Here is a 19708-nt window from a genome sequence, read left to right as displayed (position 1 = left end):
AGCCGAGCCCTCCGTCGAGATGACAGTTCGCGTCGCCTCAGGGCCCCGAGATCGCGGTTCAATGCAGCGGAAGTGTCATCTCGGCATCCAGAAGGGGCGTCACGCCGCGATCTCCTCGAGCACCTCTCTGAACGCCACCGTCGCGGGGTGATGCGCCCCGCTGTCGCGCACCGAGGTGAAGATCGACCGGCGCGCATCCCCCGCCAGCTCGATGAGTCGGCAACTCGTCTCGCGTCCCGCCCACACGAGTTCGGGCATCAGTGCCACGGCGTTGCCCGATTCGATCAGGCGGATCTGAGCCTGCAGGTCTGCCGTCTCGTAGCGCACGTCGGGCTCGAATCCCGCGATGCGGCAGCGCTGCAGAGCCCAGTGCCGGGAGGCGGCGCCCGCCGGCTCCATCACCCAGGGCAAGTCGTGCGCATCCTCGATCGACTCGACGCCGTGGATCTGCCGACCGGCGGGAGGAACGGCGAGAGAGACGGCATCGCTGGTGAGCCACTTCTTGTCGAGCTCCGGATGCCGCGGCGCCGCGTGGGCCGGGTACTCCTCGGCAACCACCATGTCGAAGTCGCGGGCCCAGGTTTCGTAGAGTGCTGTCTCGGGTTCGCGCTGCACCATCTCGACCCGCACCTCGGGATAGCGGGAGCGCATGAGGCTCAGCGCATCCGGCATCAGTGCCAGCGCGGCGGACTGGAACACGGCGACCCGCACGCTGCCGGTGACGGCGGTCAGCGAGGCCGCGAGCGTGGCTTCGGCGCTCTCGAGGATCTCGAGCATCGCGGCAGTCTGAGCCACCAGGATCTCGGCCTGCGGGGTGAGTTGTACGCGCCGCCCTACCTTGCGCAGAAGCTCGACGCCCGTCTCTTTCTCGAGCAGCGCGAGCTGCTGCGACACCGATGAGGGGCTGAAATTCATGGCCGACGCGACCTCGGCCAGGGTGCCACGAATCTTGAGCTCACGCAGGATGCGCAAGCGCCGGGCATCGAGCATCGTGGCTCCTTCGATTCATCGGCTGAGCCGATGTTTATAGGTTATGAAAGGTCACTTTATCTAAAGTAAGCGGCATCCCATACTGAACCCATGACCGACATTGCCTCTAACCCGGAAGCGACAATCGAGGCCCTCGACGCCGCGACCCGTTCACGCCCTGTTTGCTCGCCCGCCGACCTGCCCACCCCCGAGGCGGTCACCGCCCTCGTGCGTCGCTGGCTGACCGAAGCGGCCGCCATTCCCGCCGACGCGTCTGCCCAGCGCCTGGCCGGTGTTCTCAAAGACCCGAAGGGGCTCGACTTCACCGTCGGCTTCGTCGACGGCGTCGTGCGCCCCGAAGACCTCGGCGTGGCCGCGCGCAATCTGCGCGCCCTCGCTCCCGACGTGCCCGCCTTCCTGCCCTGGTATCTGAAGAGCGCGGTGCGCCTCGGCCGCCTGGCCGCCCCCATCGCACCGGCCGTCGCCATCCCCATCGCGCGCAAGGTGCTGCGCGGCATGGTCGGCCACCTCATCATCGACGCCACCGACGCCCGACTCGGGTCGGCCATCGCGAAGCTGCGCAGCCACGGCGAGGGCACGAAGCTCAACGTCAACCTGCTCGGAGAGGCCGTGCTCGGCGAGGCCGAGGCTGCCCGCCGCCTCGAAGGCACGCATCGCCTGCTCGCACGCGACGACGTCGACTACGTGTCGATCAAGGTCTCCTCCACCGTCGCGCCGCACTCGGCCTGGGCCTTCGACGAAGCCGTCGCCCACATCGTCGAGCGCCTCACTCCGCTGTTCGAGCGGGCCGCCAAGGCGACGCCGGCGAAGTTCATCAACCTCGACATGGAGGAGTACAAAGACCTCGACCTCACCATGGCGGTCTTCATGCGAATCCTCGACGACCCGCGCTTCCACGAGCTCGAGGCCGGCATCGTGCTGCAGGCCTACCTGCCCGACGCCCTCTCGGCGATGATCCGCCTGCAGGACTGGGCATCCGCTCGCCGCGCTGCGGGCGGCGCCGGGGTGAAGGTGCGCATCGTCAAGGGCGCGAACCTGCCCATGGAGGAGGTCGAGGCGAGCCTGCACGGCTGGCCGCTGGCGACCTGGTCGACCAAGCAGCAGAGCGACACGAACTACAAGCGCGTCGTGAACTACTCGCTGCACCCCGACCGTATCGACAACGTGCGCATCGGAGTCGCGGGCCACAACCTCTTCGACATCGCCTTCGCGTGGCTGCTCGCCCAGAAGCGCGGTGTGACCGACGGTCTCGAGTTCGAGATGCTGCTCGGCATGGCCCAGGGGCAGGCCGAGGCCGTGCGCCGCGAGGTCGGCTCGCTGCTGCTGTACACGCCCGTCGTGCACCCGCAGGAGTTCGACGTGGCGATCGCGTACCTCATCCGCCGTCTCGAAGAAGGCGCCAGCCAGCAGAACTTCATGTCTGCGGTCTTCGAACTCAGCGAGAACGAGGCGCTGTTCACCCGTGAGCGCGAGCGCTTCGAGGCGTCGCTGGCCGAGCTCGACAACGCCGTGCCGCAGCCGAACCGCACCCAGAACCGCGGCGCGTCTGAGGCGAAGGCAGCGCGCCTTGGTTTCGACAACACAGCCGACACCGACCCCGCACTGCCGCAGAACCGTGCGTGGGGTCTCGAGATCCTGCGCCGCGTTCCATCGTCGCTGCTCGGCGACGACACGATCGCCGCATCGATGGTGCACGACGAGAACGAATTGGATGCGGTCATCCAGACTGCGGCGACCGCCGGTTCCGCGTGGGGCCGGCTCTCGGGCGCCGAGCGCGCCGAGGTGCTGCACCGCGCGGGCGACGAACTCGCCCTGGCGCGCGCCGATCTGATGGAGGTCATGGCATCGGAGACCGGAAAGACGCTCGACCAGAGCGATCCTGAGGTCTCCGAGGCGATCGACTTCGCCCACTTCTACGCCGAGCGGGCACGCGAGCTCGACAGCATCGACGGCGCCACCTTCGTGCCGTCGACTCTGACGGTCGTCGCTCCCCCATGGAACTTCCCCGTCGCCATTCCCGCGGGCTCGACCCTCGCCGCCCTCGCCGCCGGTTCGGCCGTCGTCATCAAGCCCGCCCGCCAGGCCCGCCGCTCCGGAGCTGTCATGGTCGAGGCGCTGTGGCGCGCCGGTGTCCCCCGCGAGGCCCTGCGCCTCGTTCAGCTCGCCGACCAGTCGCTGGGTCGCACGCTCATCGCGCACGACGCCGTCGACCGGGTGATCCTCACGGGCGGCTACGAGACGGCCGAGCTGTTCCGCTCGTTCCGGCCCGACGTTCCCCTGCTCGCCGAGACCAGTGGCAAGAACGCCATCATCGTGACGCCCTCCGCCGACCTCGACCTCGCCGTGAAAGACGTCGTCGCCTCGGCGTTCGGGCACGCCGGGCAGAAGTGCTCCGCCGCGTCGCTCGTGATTCTCGTCGGCTCAGTCGCGACCTCGCGCCGGTTCCGCACCCAGCTGGTGGATGCGGTGTCGTCGCTCACGGTCGGCTACCCCGCCGACCCGAGCACCCAGATGGGACCGATCATCGAGAAGGCGAAGGGCAAACTGCTCTCCGGTCTCACGACTCTGGGCGAGGGTGAGAAGTGGCTCGTCTCGCCCAAGAGCCTCGATGACAGCGGCGCCCTCTGGAGCCCCGGGGTGCGCGCCGGCGTGCGCCGCGGTTCCGAGTACCACCTCACCGAATACTTCGGACCGATCCTCGGCATCATGACCGCCGCGACCCTCGAGGAAGCCATCGAGATCCAGAACGAGATCGACTACGGGCTCACCGCCGGGCTGCACTCGCTGAACTCGGCCGAACTCGGCGTCTGGCTGTCGCGCATCCAGGCCGGAAACCTCTACGTCAACCGTGGTACGACCGGAGCGATCGTGCGCCGGCAGCCCTTCGGCGGATGGAAGAAGTCGGTCGTCGGACCCGGCTCGAAGGCGGGCGGACCGAACTACCTTCTCGGTCTCGGCTCGTGGAAGACGGCGGTCAGCCACGCCGACGCCCCCGTGGCCAACGCCTCCGTTCGACGACTGATCGACGCCGCCGCCACCGAGCTGAGCGCCGACGACTTCGGAAGTCTGCGTCGTGCGGCCGCGAGCGACGCCTCGTCGTGGGCCTCGGAGTTCGGCCTCGCCCGCGACATCTCCGGCCTGAGTGCCGAGCGCAACGTGTTCCGTTACGTGCCGCACCCCGTGACCGTGAGATTCGGCAGTGACGCGACCGATGCATCCGTCGTTCGTGTGCTGGCGGCCGCCTTCGTCTCGGGCGCGCCGATCGACGTGTCGGCAGCCGTCGCGCTGCCCGCGCAGCTGCGCGCCGCCGTCTCCGAGTGCGGCCTGTCGATGCGTATCGAGAGCGACGAGGCCTGGCTCGCTCGGGCGAACACGATGACGGATGCGACGGTGCGGCTGGTCGGCGCATCTGCCGGTGAGCTCGCGATCGCCACCGGCGGCCGCCCGGATCTCGCCGTCTACGCCGGCGAGGTCACGGAGTCGGGTCGCATCGAGCTGCTGCCGTTCCTGCACGAGCAGGCGGTGTCGATCACGGCGCACCGCTTCGGAACGCCGAACCACCTGAGCGACAACCTGATCTAGCGGCGGGATCTCGATACGGTCGCTGCGCGACCTCCTCGATCAGCGCAATCTCCTGCGCTGGTCGAGTAGTCGTGTGAGGAACGAGCGCGACGTATCGAGACCACCTGCCGGTACGCTGAGTCTGTGGACGCGCTGGTCACCATTCTGTTCGTCGTGCTCATCGGCGCCGCGGTTCTCCCCCTGCTCACACTCGCGGTCTATGCCGCGGCCAGCGCTCTCGGGCTCGGTTTCGCCGACCGCATCCTCGATGCGACCAGGGCACTGCTGACTGCGCAGTGGAACATCGGAGGGGTTCTCAACGCGATCGCGGGCGCGGCGCTCATCGCGCTCGGCATCTGGGCCATGCTGACCCTCGAACCCGTGGCGGTGAAAGTGCTCTGCCTCGCACTCCTCCCGTTCGGAGCCTGGCGCCTCGTTCGCGGCGTGAGCATCCTCCGAACTGCGCGCGGAACACCCGAATGAGCTCGACGTATCGAGACCACGCGCCCGCTATGCCCCCGCGAAGAACGCGCCGATCGCCGCCGAGAGCGCCACGGGGTCGTTCACGTGGCACAGCTCGCGCGCCGAGTGCATCGACAGCAGCGGGACCCCCACGTCGACCGTGCGGATTCCGAGTCTCGTCGCGGTCAGCGGTCCGATCGTCGACCCGCACGGAACCGCGTTGTTCGACACGAACTCCTGGTAACTGACGCCGGCGCGCTCACAGGCGCGCGCCCACAGGGCCGCACCGAACGCATCCGTCGCATAGCGCTGATTCGCGTTGATCTTGAGCAGCGGTCCCCCGCCCGCGATCGGGGTGTTCACGGGGTCGTGCCGCTCGGGATAGTTCGGGTGGACCGCGTGCCCGGCATCGGCCGACAGGCACCAGGATGCGGCATACGCGCGCAGTCGGTCGCTCGAGGTGGCACCGAGACCGGCCCCGATGCGACTGAGAACGTCGTCGAGCAGGGGCCCCGATGCACCCGAGCGCGACTCGCTGCCCAGTTCCTCGTGATCGAACGCGGCCAGCACGCTGATGTGCTGCTGCTCGGCCTGCGATCCCTCAGCGGCCGCGATCAGCGCCACGAGTCCGGCGTAGACCGATGACAGGTTGTCCATGCGACCGGCTGCGAAGAGTTCGCCGTCTTTGCCGAAGCGAGCGGGCGCCTGGGTGTTCGCCGTCAGCAGGTCGTAACCGGCGACATCCCACGCCGGCACACCCGCGAGATGCGCCAGATGGGCCAGCAGGTCGCCCGCGTGACCCACGCCGAACACCGGGGTCATGTGCCGCTGCTTATCGAGCACGAGCCCCGAGTTCACCTCTCGATCGAGGTGGATCGCGAGCTGCGGGATGCGCAGATACGGTCCGGTGCGCACGAGATGTTCGCGACCGTCGTGGGTGACGAGTCGGCCGGCGAGTTCGAGTTCGCGGTCGAGCCACGAGTTGAGCAGCGGGCCACCGTAGACCTCGACACCGGCCTGCAGCCATCCGCGGTTCGCGATCGTGGGCTTCGGCTTGAGCTTGAAGCCGGGCGAGTCGGTGTGCGAGCCGAGAACGCGGAACGGCGTCGTCTTCGTGGCGCCGGCGGGCGTCAGCCACGCGATGAGCGCGCCGTCGCGCACCACGTAGTTCCGGGCGGATGCAGCCGGCTCGGACGCCGCCTGATCGCCGTCGCCGGCTGCCGGCCACTCGCTCGTCTCGTCGAGCCTCGAGAATCCGGCCTCGTCGAGCCGCCGGGCGGCCTCGGCCACCGCGTGATACGAGCTGGGAGAGGCCTCGATGAAACGGGCGAAGTCGTCGATGTACGCGTCGGTGATGTGGGCATCCATAGAGTCAATCCAACCACTGCAATCGGGCAGCGCAGGCCTTCTGCTCAGCGGGTGGCGAGTGATCTGGCCAACGCTGCCTCGATGAGTTCGAGGTCGATGTGCACGTGCTCCGACGCGATGCGGCCGGCGTCGTCGGCTCGGCCCTCCACGATGGCCGTGACGAGCCTGTCGTGATCGCCCAACGCGCGCAGCTCCATGTCGCGCATGCCCTCGGGAGAGCCCCACAGGTGAGCCGGGGCCGAGATGCTGACGCGCGACTCGAGGTCGAGCAGCAGAGACTGGAGGGTCGCGTTGTGGGTGGCCCGGCCGATGGCGAGGTGCAACTGCTCGTCGGCCTTCTGGGAGGCCCGACCCGATTCGGCGGATCGGTACCCTGTGAGGCACTCCCGGAGCCGCGCGATGTCGTCGGGCGTGCGGCGGGTCGCCGCGGCTCGGGCGATCGTGCCGTGCAGCCAGCCGACTGCTTCGAGGGTGTCGCGCAGGTCGTCGAGCCGGGCCGACAGGGTGCGCTGCACCGGGGCATCCGATTCGGGACCCCACTGCTCGCGCACGAACGAGCCGCCACCGCGCCCGCGCTGGGTCTCGAGAAGCCCTTTCTCGACCAGCACGGCGAGAGCCTGCCGCACCGCCATCCGCCCCACTTTGAGCGAAGCGGCCAGCGTTCGTTCGGGGGGCAGTTTGGAGCCGGGAAGGTACTCTCCGACGGCGATCGCGGTGATCAGCCGATCCGTGATCTCGTCCGACCTCGACGAACTCACGATCGGGGTTGCGAGATGGGAGGCGACGGGCGTCTGGTCCGCGGTCATCGGATCCTCCGTTCGCGTGTCATCGGGCGGCCGAATGTAACGCTCATGTTAATGGAGCCAAATGGTCTTCTGTTGAGACCTTTTCTTGTGCACAATGTCCTTCATGTCTTCTGTGACCACCCGTCTCATCCCGTTCGGCGAGTACTCCACGTGGGTTCGGACCGAGACCCCCGATGCACCCCGCGAGGGCGCACTCCCCCTCGTGGTGTTGCATGGCGGACCGGGCATGGCCCATAACTACGTGCGGAACATCGGCCTCCTCGCCGACGAGACGGGCCGCATGGTCATCCACTACGACCAGCTCGGCTGCGGCAACAGCATGCACCTGCCCGACGCGCCCGCCGACTTCTGGACACCCCAGCTGTTCGTCGACGAGTTCGAGAACCTGCTCGAGACGCTCGACCTCGACCGCGTTCACCTGCTCGGTCAGTCATGGGGAGGCATGCTCGCCGCGGAGATCGCCGTGCGCCGCAACCCCGCCCTGGCCAGCGTCAGCATCTGCAACTCCCCCGCGTCGATGCCGCTCTGGTCGGAGGCCGCGAGCGCCCTCCGCGACGAGCTGCCGACCGAGGTGCAGGGCGCGCTCGACCGGCATGAGGCCGCCGGAACGCTGGACGACCCCGAGTACGTGGCGGCATCCGCCGTCTTCTACGAGCGGCACGTGTGCCGCGTCACCCCGACACCCCCCGATTTTCAGGAGAGCGTCGACCAGATGGAAGCGGAGCCCACGGTGTACCACACCATGAACGGGCCGAACGAGTTCCATGTCGTCGGCACCCTGGCTTCCTGGACCGTCGTCGATCGCCTCGATCGCATCGACACCCCCACACTCGTCGTCGCCGGCGAGTTCGACGAAGCAACGCCCGCCACCTGGGAACCCTTCGCCACCCGCATCGCCGGAGCCACCACCCATGTCTTCGCCGGAGCCAGTCACTGCGTCCACCTCGAGCAGCCCGAGATCTTCCGGGCCGAGATCGCGCACTTCTTGAGCAAGCATGACCTCAGCACGCACGACTACAGCACCTCCGACAGAAGAGACCTCACATCATGACCCAGTCCGGCCCCGCCCTGAGCGCCCAGCAGGAACTCGAATCGCTCGGCTACAAGCAGCAACTCAAGAGAAGCGTGTCGACCGTCGATCTGCTGATCTACGGTCTCGTCTTCATGGTGCCCATCGCGCCGTGGGCGATCTTCGGCGTCGTGTACAACGCGGCCGGCGGCATGGTTCCGCTGGTCTATCTCATCGGCCTCATCGCCATGATCTTCACCGCCCTCGCATACCAGCAGATGGCCAAGTCGATCCCGCTGGCGGGCAGCGTCTTCTCGTACGTGGGCCGCGGCATCCACCCCACGGCCGGCTTTTTCGCGGGCTGGGCCATTCTGCTCGACTACCTGCTGGTGCCGACCCTCCTCTACGTCTTCGCCGCCGAGTCGATGGTGGGCATCTTTCCCGATACCCCGCGCTGGGTCTGGGCACTCGTCTTCGTGGCCATCAACACCGTCGTCAATCTGCTGGGCATCGGTTCGCTCAAGCTGATGAACCGTATCTTCCTCGCCATCGAGCTGATCTTCGTGGTGATCTTCATCGTCATCGCGGTCACCGCCCTCTCGGGCAACACCGTGCCTGATGCGGCGTTCACGATCGACCCCCTGTGGGACGCGAGCAAGGTGACCGGGCCGCTCATCGCATCCGCCCTGTCGATCGCCGTGCTCAGCTTCTTGGGCTTCGACGGCATCTCGACCATGGCCGAGGAGGCCACCGGCGGGCGCAACTCCGCCGGTCGCGCCATGATCCTCGCGTTGATCATCGTCGCCGTGCTCTTCATCGTGCAGACCTGGCTGGCGAGCGCGCTGGCCGGCGGACGCGAGTCGTTCAGCGACGACGAGGTCGGCAACGCCTTCTTCACCATCGTGCAGGCCGCCTCGAACAGCGGCTGGATGACGGCCTTCCTGGTGGTGAACGTACTCGCCGTGGGCATCGCCAACGCCATGGCCGCGCAGGCCGCGACCAGCCGACTGCTCTTCTCGATGAGCCGCGATCGCCAGCTGCCCCGCTTTCTCAGCGTCATCAACAAGCGCCAGGTTCCCCAGAACGCCATCCTGCTCGTGTCGGCTCTCTCGGCCGTGCTGGTGCTGTTCTTCGTCGGTCAGATCGACCTGATCTCGGCACTCGTCAACTTCGGGGCGCTCTTCGGATTCATGCTGTTGCACGTCGCCGTGATCGTCTTCTACATCGTGAAGAAGAAGTCGAAGAACTACCTTCTGCACCTCGTCGTGCCGGTCATCGGGTTCCTGATCATCGGCTACGTGCTGCTGAACGCGGCCGTGGAGGCCAAGGTGGGCGGGCTCGTCTGGCTGGTCATCGGAGCGGCCGTCTTCGCCTATTACAAGATCACCGGTCGTAAGACCGAGCTGACAGAGGAGGATGCTCACGTATGAGTGACAGAGACCACGGCAACACCACCTGGATCGTCGACCCGGCCGGAATCGATCACCTGCTGGGCAAGGAGAACGGCCGCTTCGGCTTCGAGGCATCCGACCCCGCCCTCAGGATCGCCGCCGGAACCGGTGAGCGCATCGGCTTCGAAACGAGCGACGAGGTGTATCGCCAACTGCACGAGCACAAAGACATGCAGAAGCTGACGGCGGGCATCAACCCCGTCACCGGCCCGGTCTTCGTCGAGGGAGCCGCGCCGGGCGACACGCTCGCCGTGACGATCCATGAGATCAGGCTCAAGGACTGCGGTTGGTCCGTGAGCCTGCCCGGCACCGGAGCGCTGTCGGAGGTCATGGGACCGGAGCTCTTCAGCCGGCGCGTGCCACTCGACGCGGAGGGCGCCCACGTCACCGACCGGCACACGTTCCCCGTGCGTCCGATGATCGGATGCATCGGCACGGCTCCCGCGGAGGGCTCGAATTCCACGATCATGCCGGCCTATGCAGAGGGCGGCAACATGGACCTCACCGAGTGCCGCCCCGGATCGGTGGTCTACCTCCCCGTCATGGTCGAGGGCGCGTACCTCTCGATCGGCGACATCCACGCGCTGATGGCCGAAGGCGAGTCGTCGTTCGTCGCGATCGAGGCCGAGGGCGTCGCGGTGGTGAGCATCGACCTTATCCCCGGCAAGCGCATCCGGGCGCCTCGCGTCGAGACCGACGACGAGTGGATCTTCGTGGGGCTGGGCGACCCCGTGCAGCAGAGCATCACGCGCGGCTACGAAGACCTCTTCGAGTTCTTGACCGTCGACAACGGCTGGACCAAGGGCGACGCCTACGCCGTGATGAGCGCGGTGTGCCATTCGAAGCTCGGTGGTCCGACCGGGTCGGAGGATCCCGATCCGCTGCACCCGATGGCGCCCGTCGGAGCGGTGACCCTGCATATCCTGCCGAAGAGCGTGCTGCTCTAGGCGGGAGGCGCCTCGTCGGGGAACACTCGCTTGTACGTGCGCCCATCCGACAGCGTGATGGTCTCGGCGCGCAGCTGCCCGCGGCTGACCCGCAGGTACACCGCCTGAGCACTCACCCCGAGTTTCACGGCGGCCTCTGAAACCGACATTCCGGGCAGGTCGGTGGGCACGCTGCTGGGCCTCGCGGAGCGCTTACGGCCCGCCTCGTGCCGCTCGAGGATCTCCGCGTCGGTGCCGTGCCAGCGCCACTTCGCGGCCGCAGCCCCGAGGCCCGCGGCGTTCGCTATCTCTTCCCAGGTGATTCCGGATGCGCGGGCCTCGCGCACCGCGTGCAGGGTCGCGGCGTCTTTCTCCAGCTCAGCGGCGAGCATGCGCACGGCGCGGATGCGGTCGAGCGCCGGAGGGGGCGATTGGGGCGATGCGGCAGCGGCGGCATCGAGCTCGGCCACGCGGGCGAGCCAGAGGCGACTTTCGTCAGACAGGAAGGACACGCGGTCATGTTAGCCCCCCATTTCTCTGCCTGACTGGGGAGTCGCCGTCAGAGGCTCTCTGCCCGCCGATCGAGGCGTTTGAGCGCCTTCGGAGACTCGTCGAGCGCGGCCGCTCCCCGGTGCTGCGCCCGAACAGACATGGCGCCGTAGACGAAGGTGTTCTCACCCGCCGCGTGGGCGCGGTTCGAGTTCACGAGCAGGTGCTCCACGAACAGGGTGTTGTCGCGGTGATCGCCGAGCGCATCCTGCACCCTCTCGGCCTCGCGCGAGACGTGCCGGTACTTCTTTCCGAGCACGGCGGTGCCGCCCTTCGACACCGCGTCGGCCGCGAAGCGCAGCCGACGGGCGGCCTTACGCGCGCTGTGCAGAGCACGATCGCCGCGGGCGTCGATGTCGCCGCCCGATCCGGATGCCCCGGCGAAGGCGGCCGCGCCGGCGCGCTTTCGCAGGCGCGCCAGTTCGCTCGCGATCACCTTGGCGGCGACGACCTTGATCGGTGTGCGCTTCTCGCCGAGCGCCGACAGCGGAGGATTCGCCACGAAGTCGTCGAGGTCGTCGAACAGCCGGTAGTAGCTCGCACTCGAGAGCATGCGCAACGCCGCGGCGTGCGCCTGACGGTATTCCTCGAGCGAACCCTCGACGAGGCGGCGATGCGACGCGTCGCTCGTGCGGTGCCCCAGTTCGGCGAGCTCGTCGTCGGCGAGCTGCGCGCGCACCTCGGCATCTCGAGCCGTGCCGAGCACGCCTCCCAGGGCGCGCAGCCGATCGCGCAGTGACGACACCCGCTCCTCGTCGAACAGCCGGCGGTAGGCGGCGAGCACGCTGCGCAGGCGTCGAACGACGGAACGCATCTGGTGCACGGAGTCGGGCTGATCGGCTCGCGCCTGGGGGTCGAGCTGCTCGAGCTGCTCGACCAACTGGCGAAGCGCCTCGACGATCACATCGGCGGCGGGGCTCTTCGCAGTCAGGTCAGAGGCGGGAACCGCTCGCGTACCCGCGCTCGGGCGGCGCGCCTCGACGATGCTGGACTCGCCGGTGCCGGACTCGACCGTGCCGGACTCTTTGGCGCCGTTCAGCGCATTGCTCAGGGAATCGTGACCGAGCGCCCGCGCGATCTTGGCGGGCGACGTCGACACGGTCGCCGCCTCGGCGAGCACAGCGACCTCGATGGCGTCGAGGAGCGCTGTCCGCTCCTCCTCGCTGTCTGGCGCGCCGGGCAGAAGCTCCACCTCCCACTCGCGCCAGGCCCGCACGGCGCCACCACGGACATCCGATGCCGTGACCCGATCGTCGGCGAATTCGGCGACGGCCTCGCCGCCGGCGCCGATGAGATGCGTCGCGGTGCGCCGGGTCGAGATGCGGGCGAGCGGGGTCAGGATGCGATCGCGCACGATGGCGCGCACGGGCTCGAGAACCGAGTCGGGCACCCCGTCTGATGCGGCGTCGCCCTCGGCGGAGCCATCCGCCGAGTCGACATCGAGCGGCCAGTGCAATTCGGAGCGGCCCTCACCCGCCGGGCGCTTGATGTGCCACCCCTCGTCGCCTCCGCCCTCGCGGCGGCGCACGATGTGGCGCTTCGTGAGAAGATCGAGCGCTTCGGTGTCGTAGTACACGGCCTCGAGCTGCACGGCATCGTCGACAGACACGCTCTCGATGCCGTCGACGCTGGTGAATGTAGGAACGAGCGCGTTCTCATCGACGTCGTATTTGCGCTCGATCTCGACCTGGCTGGTGTGCTTCATGGGTCCTCCGTCGGGGCTGACTGCGAGCGGCGCAGCTGGGCCATGACCGACACCCGGCAAGGCAGTCCGCGCCGGTATCCATTCTTGCCGACAGAGGTCAGCGCTGCACGCGCAACCCGTGCTCAGGATCGAGCTTCGCCAGAATCTTGCTCATGATGCGATGCAGGTCTTCCACGTCACGCTCGTCGAGCGGCTCGATCACGTAGTCGCGCACCGTGCCGACGTGGCCGGGCGCGGTCGCGCCCACTTTCTCCCACCCCGCCTTCGTGAGCTGGGCGTTCGTCGCCCGACGGTCGTCCGAGCTCTGCGTGCGCTCGATGAAGCCGCGCTTCTCGAGGCGCGAGACCACGTGCGAGAGGCGAGGAAGGGTCGCATTCGTGACGAGGGCGAGCTCCGTCATGCGGAGCGTGCGGTTCGGCGCCTCGGAGAGCATGGCGAGCGTGAAGTAATCGAAGTGCGTGAGATCGGCATCGCGCTGCAGCTGGCTGTCGAGCACCCCCGGAAGCCGCTCGACCACGGAGATGAACCGCACCCAGGCACGCTGCTGCTCGTCGGTCAGCCAGACATCGTCACTCATGCTGACTATTCTACCGAGATGGTTAACGCTACAACTAAGTAAACGTGGATATTGTGCAACAAGTTCAGATCTGCGAGAGTCGCCCGACCACCGTGGCCGTGAGCCTCTCCGTCCATGGCACCGGATCGACATACCGGGGCGGTACGGTGCCGACGAGCGTGATTCCCGCTTCGGAATAGCGCTCCATGTCTGCGAGGAAGGCATCCGTGTCGCCCGTCGGATCGCCCTGGTACAGCATGGTCTTCTCGATCGCGTCGTAGTCGGTTCCCAGGGCGTCGCAGTGGCCGCGCAGCACGTCGAGTTTGTGCTTCACCGTGGCGAGCGCCGCATCGCCGGGAGCGCCGAAGAGGTTGCAGGCCTGCGCGTACTCGGCCACCATCCTCAGCGTCTTGCGCTCACCCCCGCCGCCGATGAGCACGGGAACCGAGCCGTGCACCGGCTGGGGAAGACTGATCGTCTCGGCGAGCGAATAGTGCTCGCCCTCGAACGAACCGTTGTTCGGCGACCACATCTGTCGACAGATCTGCAGCGTCTCCTCGAGGCGTTCGAAGCGCTCCTTCGTCGAGGGAAAGGGCACTCCGAGCGCCGCGTGCTCGCGCTCGTACCAGGCCGCTCCTATGCCGAGCACCGCGCGGCCCTTCGAGAGAACGTCGAGGGTCGTCACCGTCTTGGCGAGCAGGCCCGGATGCCGGTAGGTCACGCCGGTGACCAGCAGGCCCAACCGCATCCGGTTCGTGACGCCGGCGAGGTAGCCGAGCGAGGTATAGCCCTCGAGCATGGGCTCGAACGGCCCGCCGGCGTCGAGCATCTGGAACCAGTGATCCATGAACGAGAAGAGGGCCACACCGCCCTCGTCGGCGATTCGCGCCGTCTCTGTGAGGCGATCGGTGAGAGTGGTCTCCCACTCGGGGGCGGTGAACGTGTAAAAGTGCAGGCCGAGGTCCATGGCCTCACACTAACCCCGCAGCGCAGCGTCTCGGCAGCAGTACTCTCGAACCATGCGCTACACCCGCCTCGGACACACCGGAATGCAGATCAGCGAAGTCGTGCTCGGATGCATGAGCTTCGGTACTCCCGATCGGGGCGGCCATGCGTGGACGCTGGACGAGGAGACGAGCCGCCCCCTCATCCGCAGGGCGCTCGAGAAGGGCATCACCACCTTCGATACGGCCGACGTGTACTCCGACGGATCGAGCGAGGAGATCGTGGGCCGCGCACTGGCCGACTTCGCACAGCGCGACGACGTGGTGATCGCCACGAAGGTGCACGGCCGCATGGGCAGCACACCCAACCGCGGCGGCCTGTCGCGCGCGCACATCATGTCGGCCATCGACGACAGCCTTCGCCGCCTCGGCGTCGATCACGTCGATCTCTACCAGATCCACCGTTGGGATCCGGAGACCCCGATCGAGGAGACCATGACCGCGCTCCACGACCTCGTGAAATCGGGCAAGGTGCGCTATATCGGCGCCTCGTCGATGTGGGCGTGGCAGTTCGCGAAGGCCCAACGGGTGGCCGAGGTGAACGGCCTCACCCCGTTCGTCTCGATGCAGGACCAGTACAACCTGCTGCAGCGCGAGGAGGAACGCGAGATGCACCCGCTCTGCCTCGATGAGAAGGTCGGCGTGCTGCCCTGGTCGCCGCTGGCGCGGGGCCGTCTCACCCGCGACTGGGATGCCGAGACCGAGCGCACGGGCAAAGATCTCTTCGGGGCCCGGCTCTATACATCCGACGACGCATCGAATCGCGCGATCGTGGATGCCGTGGCCGGCATCGCCGCCGAGCGCGGCGTCTCGCGCGCACAGGTCGCCCTCGCCTGGGTGCGCCAGCAGTCGACGGTGACCGCGCCCATCGTCGGCGCTACGAAAGAGAGCCACATCGACGACGCCGTCGCCTCGCTCGAGATCGAGTTGAGCGAGTCCGAACTCGAGCGCCTCACGGCCCCGTACACGCCGCGCAACCCCGAGGGTTTCTGATCTGAGCCCGAACGCACTGAGGTGCGGAGACTGGCCGCATCACCATCGGTCGAAGCGGCCGTTCTCCGCACCTCAGTGCGCTCTGTAGCGCTTATTCGGCGTCGAGGTCGGTCTCGAGCAGGCCCGCGAGCTCCTCGAGTGCGGCCTCGGCACCGTCGCCCTCGGCCGCGAGGGTGACGATGTCGCCGTTCGCGGCGCCCAGGCTCATGATCGAGAGGATGCTCGCGGCGTCGAGCGGGGTGCTGCCGCCCTTCGAGATGGTCACCTTCATGGGCTGGCGCTTGACCGCCTCGATGAAGACGGAGGCGGGGCGGGCGTGAAGTCCGACGCGGCTGGCGATGGTTGCATTGCGTTCTGGCATGGGTTTCTCGTTTCGTTTCAGTGAGTGAGTGTGACGGGGTGGATGCGGGGCCGGCTCAGCGAGCGGCTGCCGGCACCGCGGTCGGCGCAGCGGATCCCGCGACGACCGAATCGGATGCGGCTGCGCCCTCGGCACCCTCGACCGGGCGACGACGCACCCACTTCTTGAGAGCGACGACGAGCAGACCCGACACGATCGTTCCGGCGAGGATCGCCACGATGAACATGGCGAGATTGCCGATCGCGAAGAACACGAAGATGCCTCCGTGGGGAGCCTGCGAGGTGACTCCCGTGCCCATCACGATCGCGCCGGTCAGGGCGCTGCCCACGATGCTGGCGGGAATGACGCGCAGCGGGTCGACGGCGGCGAACGGAATCGCGCCCTCGGAGATGAAGGCGGCACCGAGCAGCCACGCGGCTTTGCCGTTCTCACGCTCAGCCTGGCTGAACAGCTTCTTGTCGATCACGGTGGCGAGGGCCAGGGCGAGCGGCGGAACCATTCCCGCGGCCATGACGGCCGCCATGATCTGCCAGGGGGCCTGGTTCGCGATCGTTCCGGCAGAGAGGCCCGCGACGGCGAACGAGTAGGCGACCTTGTTGATCGGTCCACCGAGGTCGGCGGCCATCATGATTCCGAGGATGAGCCCGAGCACGACGGCCGAGGCACCGGTCAGCGACGACAGCCAGTCGTTCAGGCCGCTCATCAGGAGGGCGATCGGTCCACCGAGCACGAGGACCATGAGCCCCGACGCGAAGATCGACCCCACCAGAGGGATGATCACGACGGGCATCAGTCCGCGCAGCCAGCGAGGAACCTGCAGCCGGCCGATGGCCCAGGCGATGAATCCGGCGAGCAGACCTCCGACGAGGCCACCGAGGAATCCGGCGTTCATCAGCAGGGCTACGGCGCCGGCGGTGAAGCCCACCGCGATACCCGGACGGTCGGCGATGGCGTAGGCGATGTAGCCCGCGAGCACCGGAACGAGGAAGCCGATCGATGCGTTGCCGATGGCGAACGCGACGGCACCGAGGTATGTTCCGAGCCCGCCATCCGGCAGGTTGACGAGGCTGTTCTGAAGGATGATGTCCTTCGCGTTGTCGCTGATCTGGTATCCGCCGAGCAAGAAGCCGAGGGCCATCAGCAGACCGCCACCCGCGACGAACGGGATCATGTAGCTGACACCGGTGAGCAGCCAACGCTTGATCTTCTGGCCGACGTGCTCATTGGCAGCGGTGCTGGTGGATGCCGCGGCGCCGTCACCTGAGACGCGTCGCGCCTGCGGGTCGTCGGCCGCGGCGAGGGCTTCGGCGACCATCTTGTCGGGCTCGTCGATGCCGCGCTTGACGGGAGCCTGGATGACGGGCTTGCCCGCGAACCGTCCCTTGTCGCGCACGTCGACGTCGACCGCGAAGATCACGGCGACCGCGTTGGCGATCAGCGCCGGATCGAGGGGCGTCACGCTCGACGATCCCTGCGTCTCGACGTGCAGTTCCGCGCCGGCGCGCTTGGCTGCGGCCACGAGGGAGTCGGCGGCCATGTACGTGTGCGCGATGCCGGTCGGGCAGGCGGTGACGGCGACCAGAATGGGCCGGGTCGCGGCGCTCGAAGAGTCGTCGGTCGATGCGGATGCGGAGGGCGTCGAGTCCGTGACGGGCGCGGCGGCCGGGGCGGGGTCATCCGACAGCGCCTCGTCGACGAGGTCGACGATCGCCTGGGCACTGGAGGCCTCTCGCAGGGCGGTCACGAACTCGGGCTTGATGAGCGATCGGGCCAGCTTCGACAGCAGCACGAGGTGCGCCTGGTCGGCACCGTCGGGAGCCGCGATGAAGAAGATGATGTCTGCGGGGCCGTCGGATGCGCCGAAGTCGACCGCGGGCGCGGGGCGCGCCATTGCCAGGGTCGGCTCGAGCACCGCGGTCGATCGGCAGTGAGGAATGGCGATTCCGCCCGGGATTCCGGTGTCGGTCTTGCTTTCGCGCGCCCAGGCGTCGGCGAACAGCGCCTCGGTGTCGCTGGCGCGACCGGATGCCGTGACCAGCTCGGCGAGGCGCCTGATCACGCCGGCGCGGTCGGCTCCGAGATCCTCGTCGAGGATCACCAGCCCTGGTGTGATGAGTGAAGACATCCTTGTTCTCCTTTGTTTAGATCTGCCCCGCGGCGACGCGCGGAATCGTGGTGACGACGATGTCGCCTGGATGTGTCTGTTCGAGTGTCGGCACGGTCGTGCCGGGGAGTGAGGCGGCGGCGGCGCCGTGGGCCACCGCCTGGGCGAGGCGCGCGCCGGGGAGGTCGCCGCGCTGGTCTGCGAGCACGTAGCCCGCGAGCGAGCAGTCGCCCGCCCCTACGGTGCTGCGGGCCACGATCCGCGGAGCCGGGGCGCGCCAGGCTTCCTCGGCTTCGACCAGCACCGCGCCATGCGATCCGAGCGTCACGAGCACCGCCCCGAGGGAGGGCGACAGAAGAGACTGCGCCAGCGAGACCGCGAGCGCGGGGTCGGCCTCGAGCTGCTCGTGCGTGGCCCCGCCCGTGTCGAGACCCTGCGACTCGGCGAGCTGCAGCAGCTCTTCGGCGTTCGGCTTGATGAGGTCGACCCGTTCTCTCGACGCGACGAGCGCCGCGAGGGGCGCACCCGAGCTGTCGACGGCGATCCGCGGAGCCGTGGGCGAGAGCCGCACTGCGCGAACGAGGTCGGCATAGAAGGTCTCGACGACGCCGGGTGGCACGGAACCCGCCAGCACGAGCCACGACGCAGACGCGGACTGCGCCACGACCACGTCGATCAGCTCGGCGACGACGGCCTGCGACAGGTGCACGCCAGGGTCATTGAGCTTCGTGGTCGTTCCATCGGGCTCTGCCAGGGTGATGTTCGAGCGGATAGGCGACTCGATCTCGACCGTGGCCGTCGGGATGCCCGACACCTCGAGCGCGACGACCAACGGGTCTGTCGACGCGCCGGGCAGGATCGCGAGGGTGTCGCATCCGGCCGCGTGAAGAGCGCGCGAGACGTTCACGCCTTTTCCGCCGGGCTCCTGCCCGGTGACGACGGCGCGCTGCACCTGTCCGCGAGCGAGAGGGGCGGCGAGCTCGACGGTTCGGTCGAACGAGGGGTTCATGGTGAGGGTGACGATCACGGCACGATCACCTCCACGCCCTCTGCGTCGAGGGCGGCGGAGAGCGTTCCGGCCGGGTCGACGTCGGAGACGAGGGTGTCGAGGTCGCGTAGCTCGGCGAAGCGGTAGAGCGCCTCTTCGTCGAGCTTGCTCGAGTCGGCGAGCACGACCGAGCGGCGTGAGCGACGGATCATCGCGGCCTTGACCGCCGCCTCTCTCTCTTCGGGAGTGCTGAGGCCGAATGCGGCGCTCACGCCATTGGTTCCGATGAACGCGATGTCGGGGCGCAGTCGGTCGAGCTGCTCGATGGTCGATGCTCCGACGGCGGCGCTCGTGATGCCCCGCACGCTGCCTCCGAGAAGATGCAGCTCGATGGCGGGGTTGAGGTGCAGCACGGCCGCAATGGGCACGGAGTTGGTGATGATGGTCAGTGGATGCCCGCCGGACACACCGCCCACGGGGCTCCAGTCGGCCAACAGCTGGGCCAGCGCTCCGGTCGTCGTGCCCGCGTCGATGAGGATCGAGCCGCGGAACGACTCTCCGATCATTCCGAAGGCCGCCCGGGCGATCACGAGCTTGGAGTCGCGCGCCTTGTCGGAGCGCACGGCGACGGTCGACTCGGCGAGGCTGATCTTCGATCCGGCGACTGCACCGCCGTGCACGCGCTGCAGCACACCCTGCCGCTCGAGCAGGTCGAGGTCTCGACGAACGGTCTCGGGAGTGACGTTGAATCGCTCGGAGAGGTCGGCGACTGTGACTCGGCCCTGGGCGCCGATCTCCTCACCGATCTTCTGGTGACGCTCTATCGCGTACATGTCGTCGTTGACCTCGTCTTTCGATTCATCCGTGAACCCGCG

At 68.1% G+C, this 19708-nt stretch carries 17 protein-coding genes; 6 read left to right on the top strand and 11 right to left on the bottom strand.

Annotated elements, in window-relative coordinates:
• Positions 1 to 99 precede the first annotated feature (99 nt).
• Positions 100 to 990 (bottom strand): LysR substrate-binding domain-containing protein, encoded by an 891-nt coding sequence (locus tag ASF79_RS11625; RefSeq protein WP_055779022.1) that lies wholly within the window; start codon positions 988 to 990, stop codon positions 100 to 102.
• Positions 991 to 1080: 90 nt separating this feature from the next.
• Here ASF79_RS11625 and ASF79_RS11620 point away from each other — a divergent pair, with 90 nt between their 5' ends.
• Together ASF79_RS11620 and ASF79_RS11615 are read left to right on the top strand one after the other, a co-directional pair.
• Positions 1081 to 4572, top strand: a complete 3492-nt coding sequence (locus ASF79_RS11620) for a bifunctional proline dehydrogenase/L-glutamate gamma-semialdehyde dehydrogenase (protein ID WP_055855155.1) — start codon at positions 1081 to 1083, stop codon at positions 4570 to 4572.
• Positions 4573 to 4695: 123 nt separating this feature from the next.
• The gene (locus tag ASF79_RS11615) at positions 4696 to 5034 is read left to right on the top strand and encodes a hypothetical protein (RefSeq protein WP_055855154.1); all 339 of its coding nucleotides are present in this window, start codon (positions 4696 to 4698) and stop codon (positions 5032 to 5034) included.
• Between the two features lie 27 nt (positions 5035 to 5061).
• On the opposite strand, the gene ASF79_RS11610 is transcribed toward ASF79_RS11615, so the two are convergent.
• Together ASF79_RS11610 and ASF79_RS11605 are read right to left on the bottom strand one after the other, a co-directional pair.
• The gene (locus tag ASF79_RS11610) at positions 5062 to 6381 is read right to left on the bottom strand and encodes a M18 family aminopeptidase (protein WP_055855152.1); all 1320 of its coding nucleotides are present in this window, start codon (positions 6379 to 6381) and stop codon (positions 5062 to 5064) included.
• Positions 6382 to 6425: 44 nt separating this feature from the next.
• Positions 6426 to 7187, bottom strand: a complete 762-nt coding sequence (locus ASF79_RS11605; RefSeq protein WP_055855148.1) for a FadR/GntR family transcriptional regulator — start codon at positions 7185 to 7187, stop codon at positions 6426 to 6428.
• A 103-nt stretch (positions 7188 to 7290) separates the two neighbouring features.
• On the opposite strand from ASF79_RS11605, the gene ASF79_RS11600 reads away from it, so the two are divergent.
• Genes ASF79_RS11600 through ASF79_RS11590 form a run of 3 tightly spaced genes read left to right on the top strand, consistent with a single transcriptional unit; the run spans position 7291 to position 10594 of the window.
• A complete protein-coding gene (locus ASF79_RS11600; RefSeq protein ID WP_156366240.1) occupies positions 7291 to 8238 on the top strand; it encodes a proline iminopeptidase-family hydrolase in 948 nt (315 codons plus the stop codon).
• Positions 8235 to 9626 carry an APC family permease gene (locus tag ASF79_RS11595; RefSeq protein ID WP_055779041.1) on the top strand — a complete coding sequence of 464 codons (1392 nt, stop codon included), beginning with the start codon at positions 8235 to 8237 and terminating at the stop codon, positions 9624 to 9626. The genes ASF79_RS11600 and ASF79_RS11595 overlap by 4 nt, the downstream gene beginning before the upstream one ends.
• Positions 9623 to 10594, top strand: a complete 972-nt coding sequence (locus tag ASF79_RS11590) for an acetamidase/formamidase family protein (RefSeq protein WP_082466035.1) — start codon at positions 9623 to 9625, stop codon at positions 10592 to 10594. Before ASF79_RS11595 ends, ASF79_RS11590 begins: the two co-directional genes overlap by 4 nt.
• On the opposite strand, the gene ASF79_RS11585 is transcribed toward ASF79_RS11590, so the two are convergent.
• The 4 genes from ASF79_RS11585 to ASF79_RS11570 all read right to left on the bottom strand — a co-directional run bounded on the left by ASF79_RS11585 (position 10591) and on the right by ASF79_RS11570 (position 14350).
• Complete coding sequence (locus ASF79_RS11585) at positions 10591 to 11085, bottom strand: hypothetical protein (protein ID WP_146077552.1); 495 nt, start codon at positions 11083 to 11085, stop codon at positions 10591 to 10593. The two genes, ASF79_RS11590 and ASF79_RS11585, sit on opposite strands and share 4 nt — an antisense overlap.
• A 47-nt stretch (positions 11086 to 11132) precedes the next feature.
• Complete coding sequence (locus tag ASF79_RS11580) at positions 11133 to 12827, bottom strand: CYTH and CHAD domain-containing protein (protein ID WP_055855145.1); 1695 nt, start codon at positions 12825 to 12827, stop codon at positions 11133 to 11135.
• A gap of 97 nt (positions 12828 to 12924) precedes the next feature.
• On the bottom strand, positions 12925 to 13404 hold the full coding sequence (locus ASF79_RS11575; protein WP_055855142.1) for a MarR family winged helix-turn-helix transcriptional regulator: 480 nt from the start codon (positions 13402 to 13404) through the stop codon (positions 12925 to 12927).
• Between the two features lie 64 nt (positions 13405 to 13468).
• Positions 13469 to 14350 (bottom strand): LLM class F420-dependent oxidoreductase, encoded by an 882-nt coding sequence (locus ASF79_RS11570; protein ID WP_055855140.1) that lies wholly within the window; start codon positions 14348 to 14350, stop codon positions 13469 to 13471.
• Between the two features lie 52 nt (positions 14351 to 14402).
• Between ASF79_RS11570 and ASF79_RS11565 the strand changes: the two genes are divergently transcribed.
• Positions 14403 to 15380, top strand: coding sequence for an aldo/keto reductase (locus ASF79_RS11565; RefSeq protein ID WP_055855138.1), 978 nt, complete (start codon positions 14403 to 14405; stop codon positions 15378 to 15380).
• A gap of 91 nt (positions 15381 to 15471) precedes the next feature.
• Here the strand turns inward: ASF79_RS11565 and ASF79_RS11560 are convergent, their stop codons facing one another.
• Genes ASF79_RS11560 through ASF79_RS11545 form a run of 4 tightly spaced genes read right to left on the bottom strand, consistent with a single transcriptional unit; the run spans position 15472 to position 19666 of the window.
• Entirely contained in the window at positions 15472 to 15741 is a 270-nt protein-coding gene (locus tag ASF79_RS11560; RefSeq protein ID WP_055779059.1) for an HPr family phosphocarrier protein, read from the bottom strand.
• A gap of 55 nt (positions 15742 to 15796) precedes the next feature.
• Positions 15797 to 17866: a PTS fructose transporter subunit IIABC gene (locus tag ASF79_RS11555; RefSeq protein ID WP_055855136.1), complete on the bottom strand. Its 2070-nt coding sequence runs from the start codon at positions 17864 to 17866 to the stop codon at positions 15797 to 15799.
• A gap of 16 nt (positions 17867 to 17882) precedes the next feature.
• The gene (locus ASF79_RS11550; RefSeq protein ID WP_055779065.1) at positions 17883 to 18872 is read right to left on the bottom strand and encodes a 1-phosphofructokinase family hexose kinase; all 990 of its coding nucleotides are present in this window, start codon (positions 18870 to 18872) and stop codon (positions 17883 to 17885) included.
• Complete coding sequence (locus ASF79_RS11545; RefSeq protein WP_055855133.1) at positions 18869 to 19666, bottom strand: DeoR/GlpR family DNA-binding transcription regulator; 798 nt, start codon at positions 19664 to 19666, stop codon at positions 18869 to 18871. The genes ASF79_RS11550 and ASF79_RS11545 overlap by 4 nt, the downstream gene beginning before the upstream one ends.
• Positions 19667 to 19708 lie beyond the last annotated feature (42 nt).

This window comes from Agreia sp. Leaf335, assembly GCF_001423605.1.
GTDB lineage: Bacteria > Actinomycetota > Actinomycetes > Actinomycetales > Microbacteriaceae > Agreia.
The sequence above is the reverse complement of the archived record's forward strand: the minus strand, read 5'-3'. Positions and strand labels throughout refer to the sequence as shown.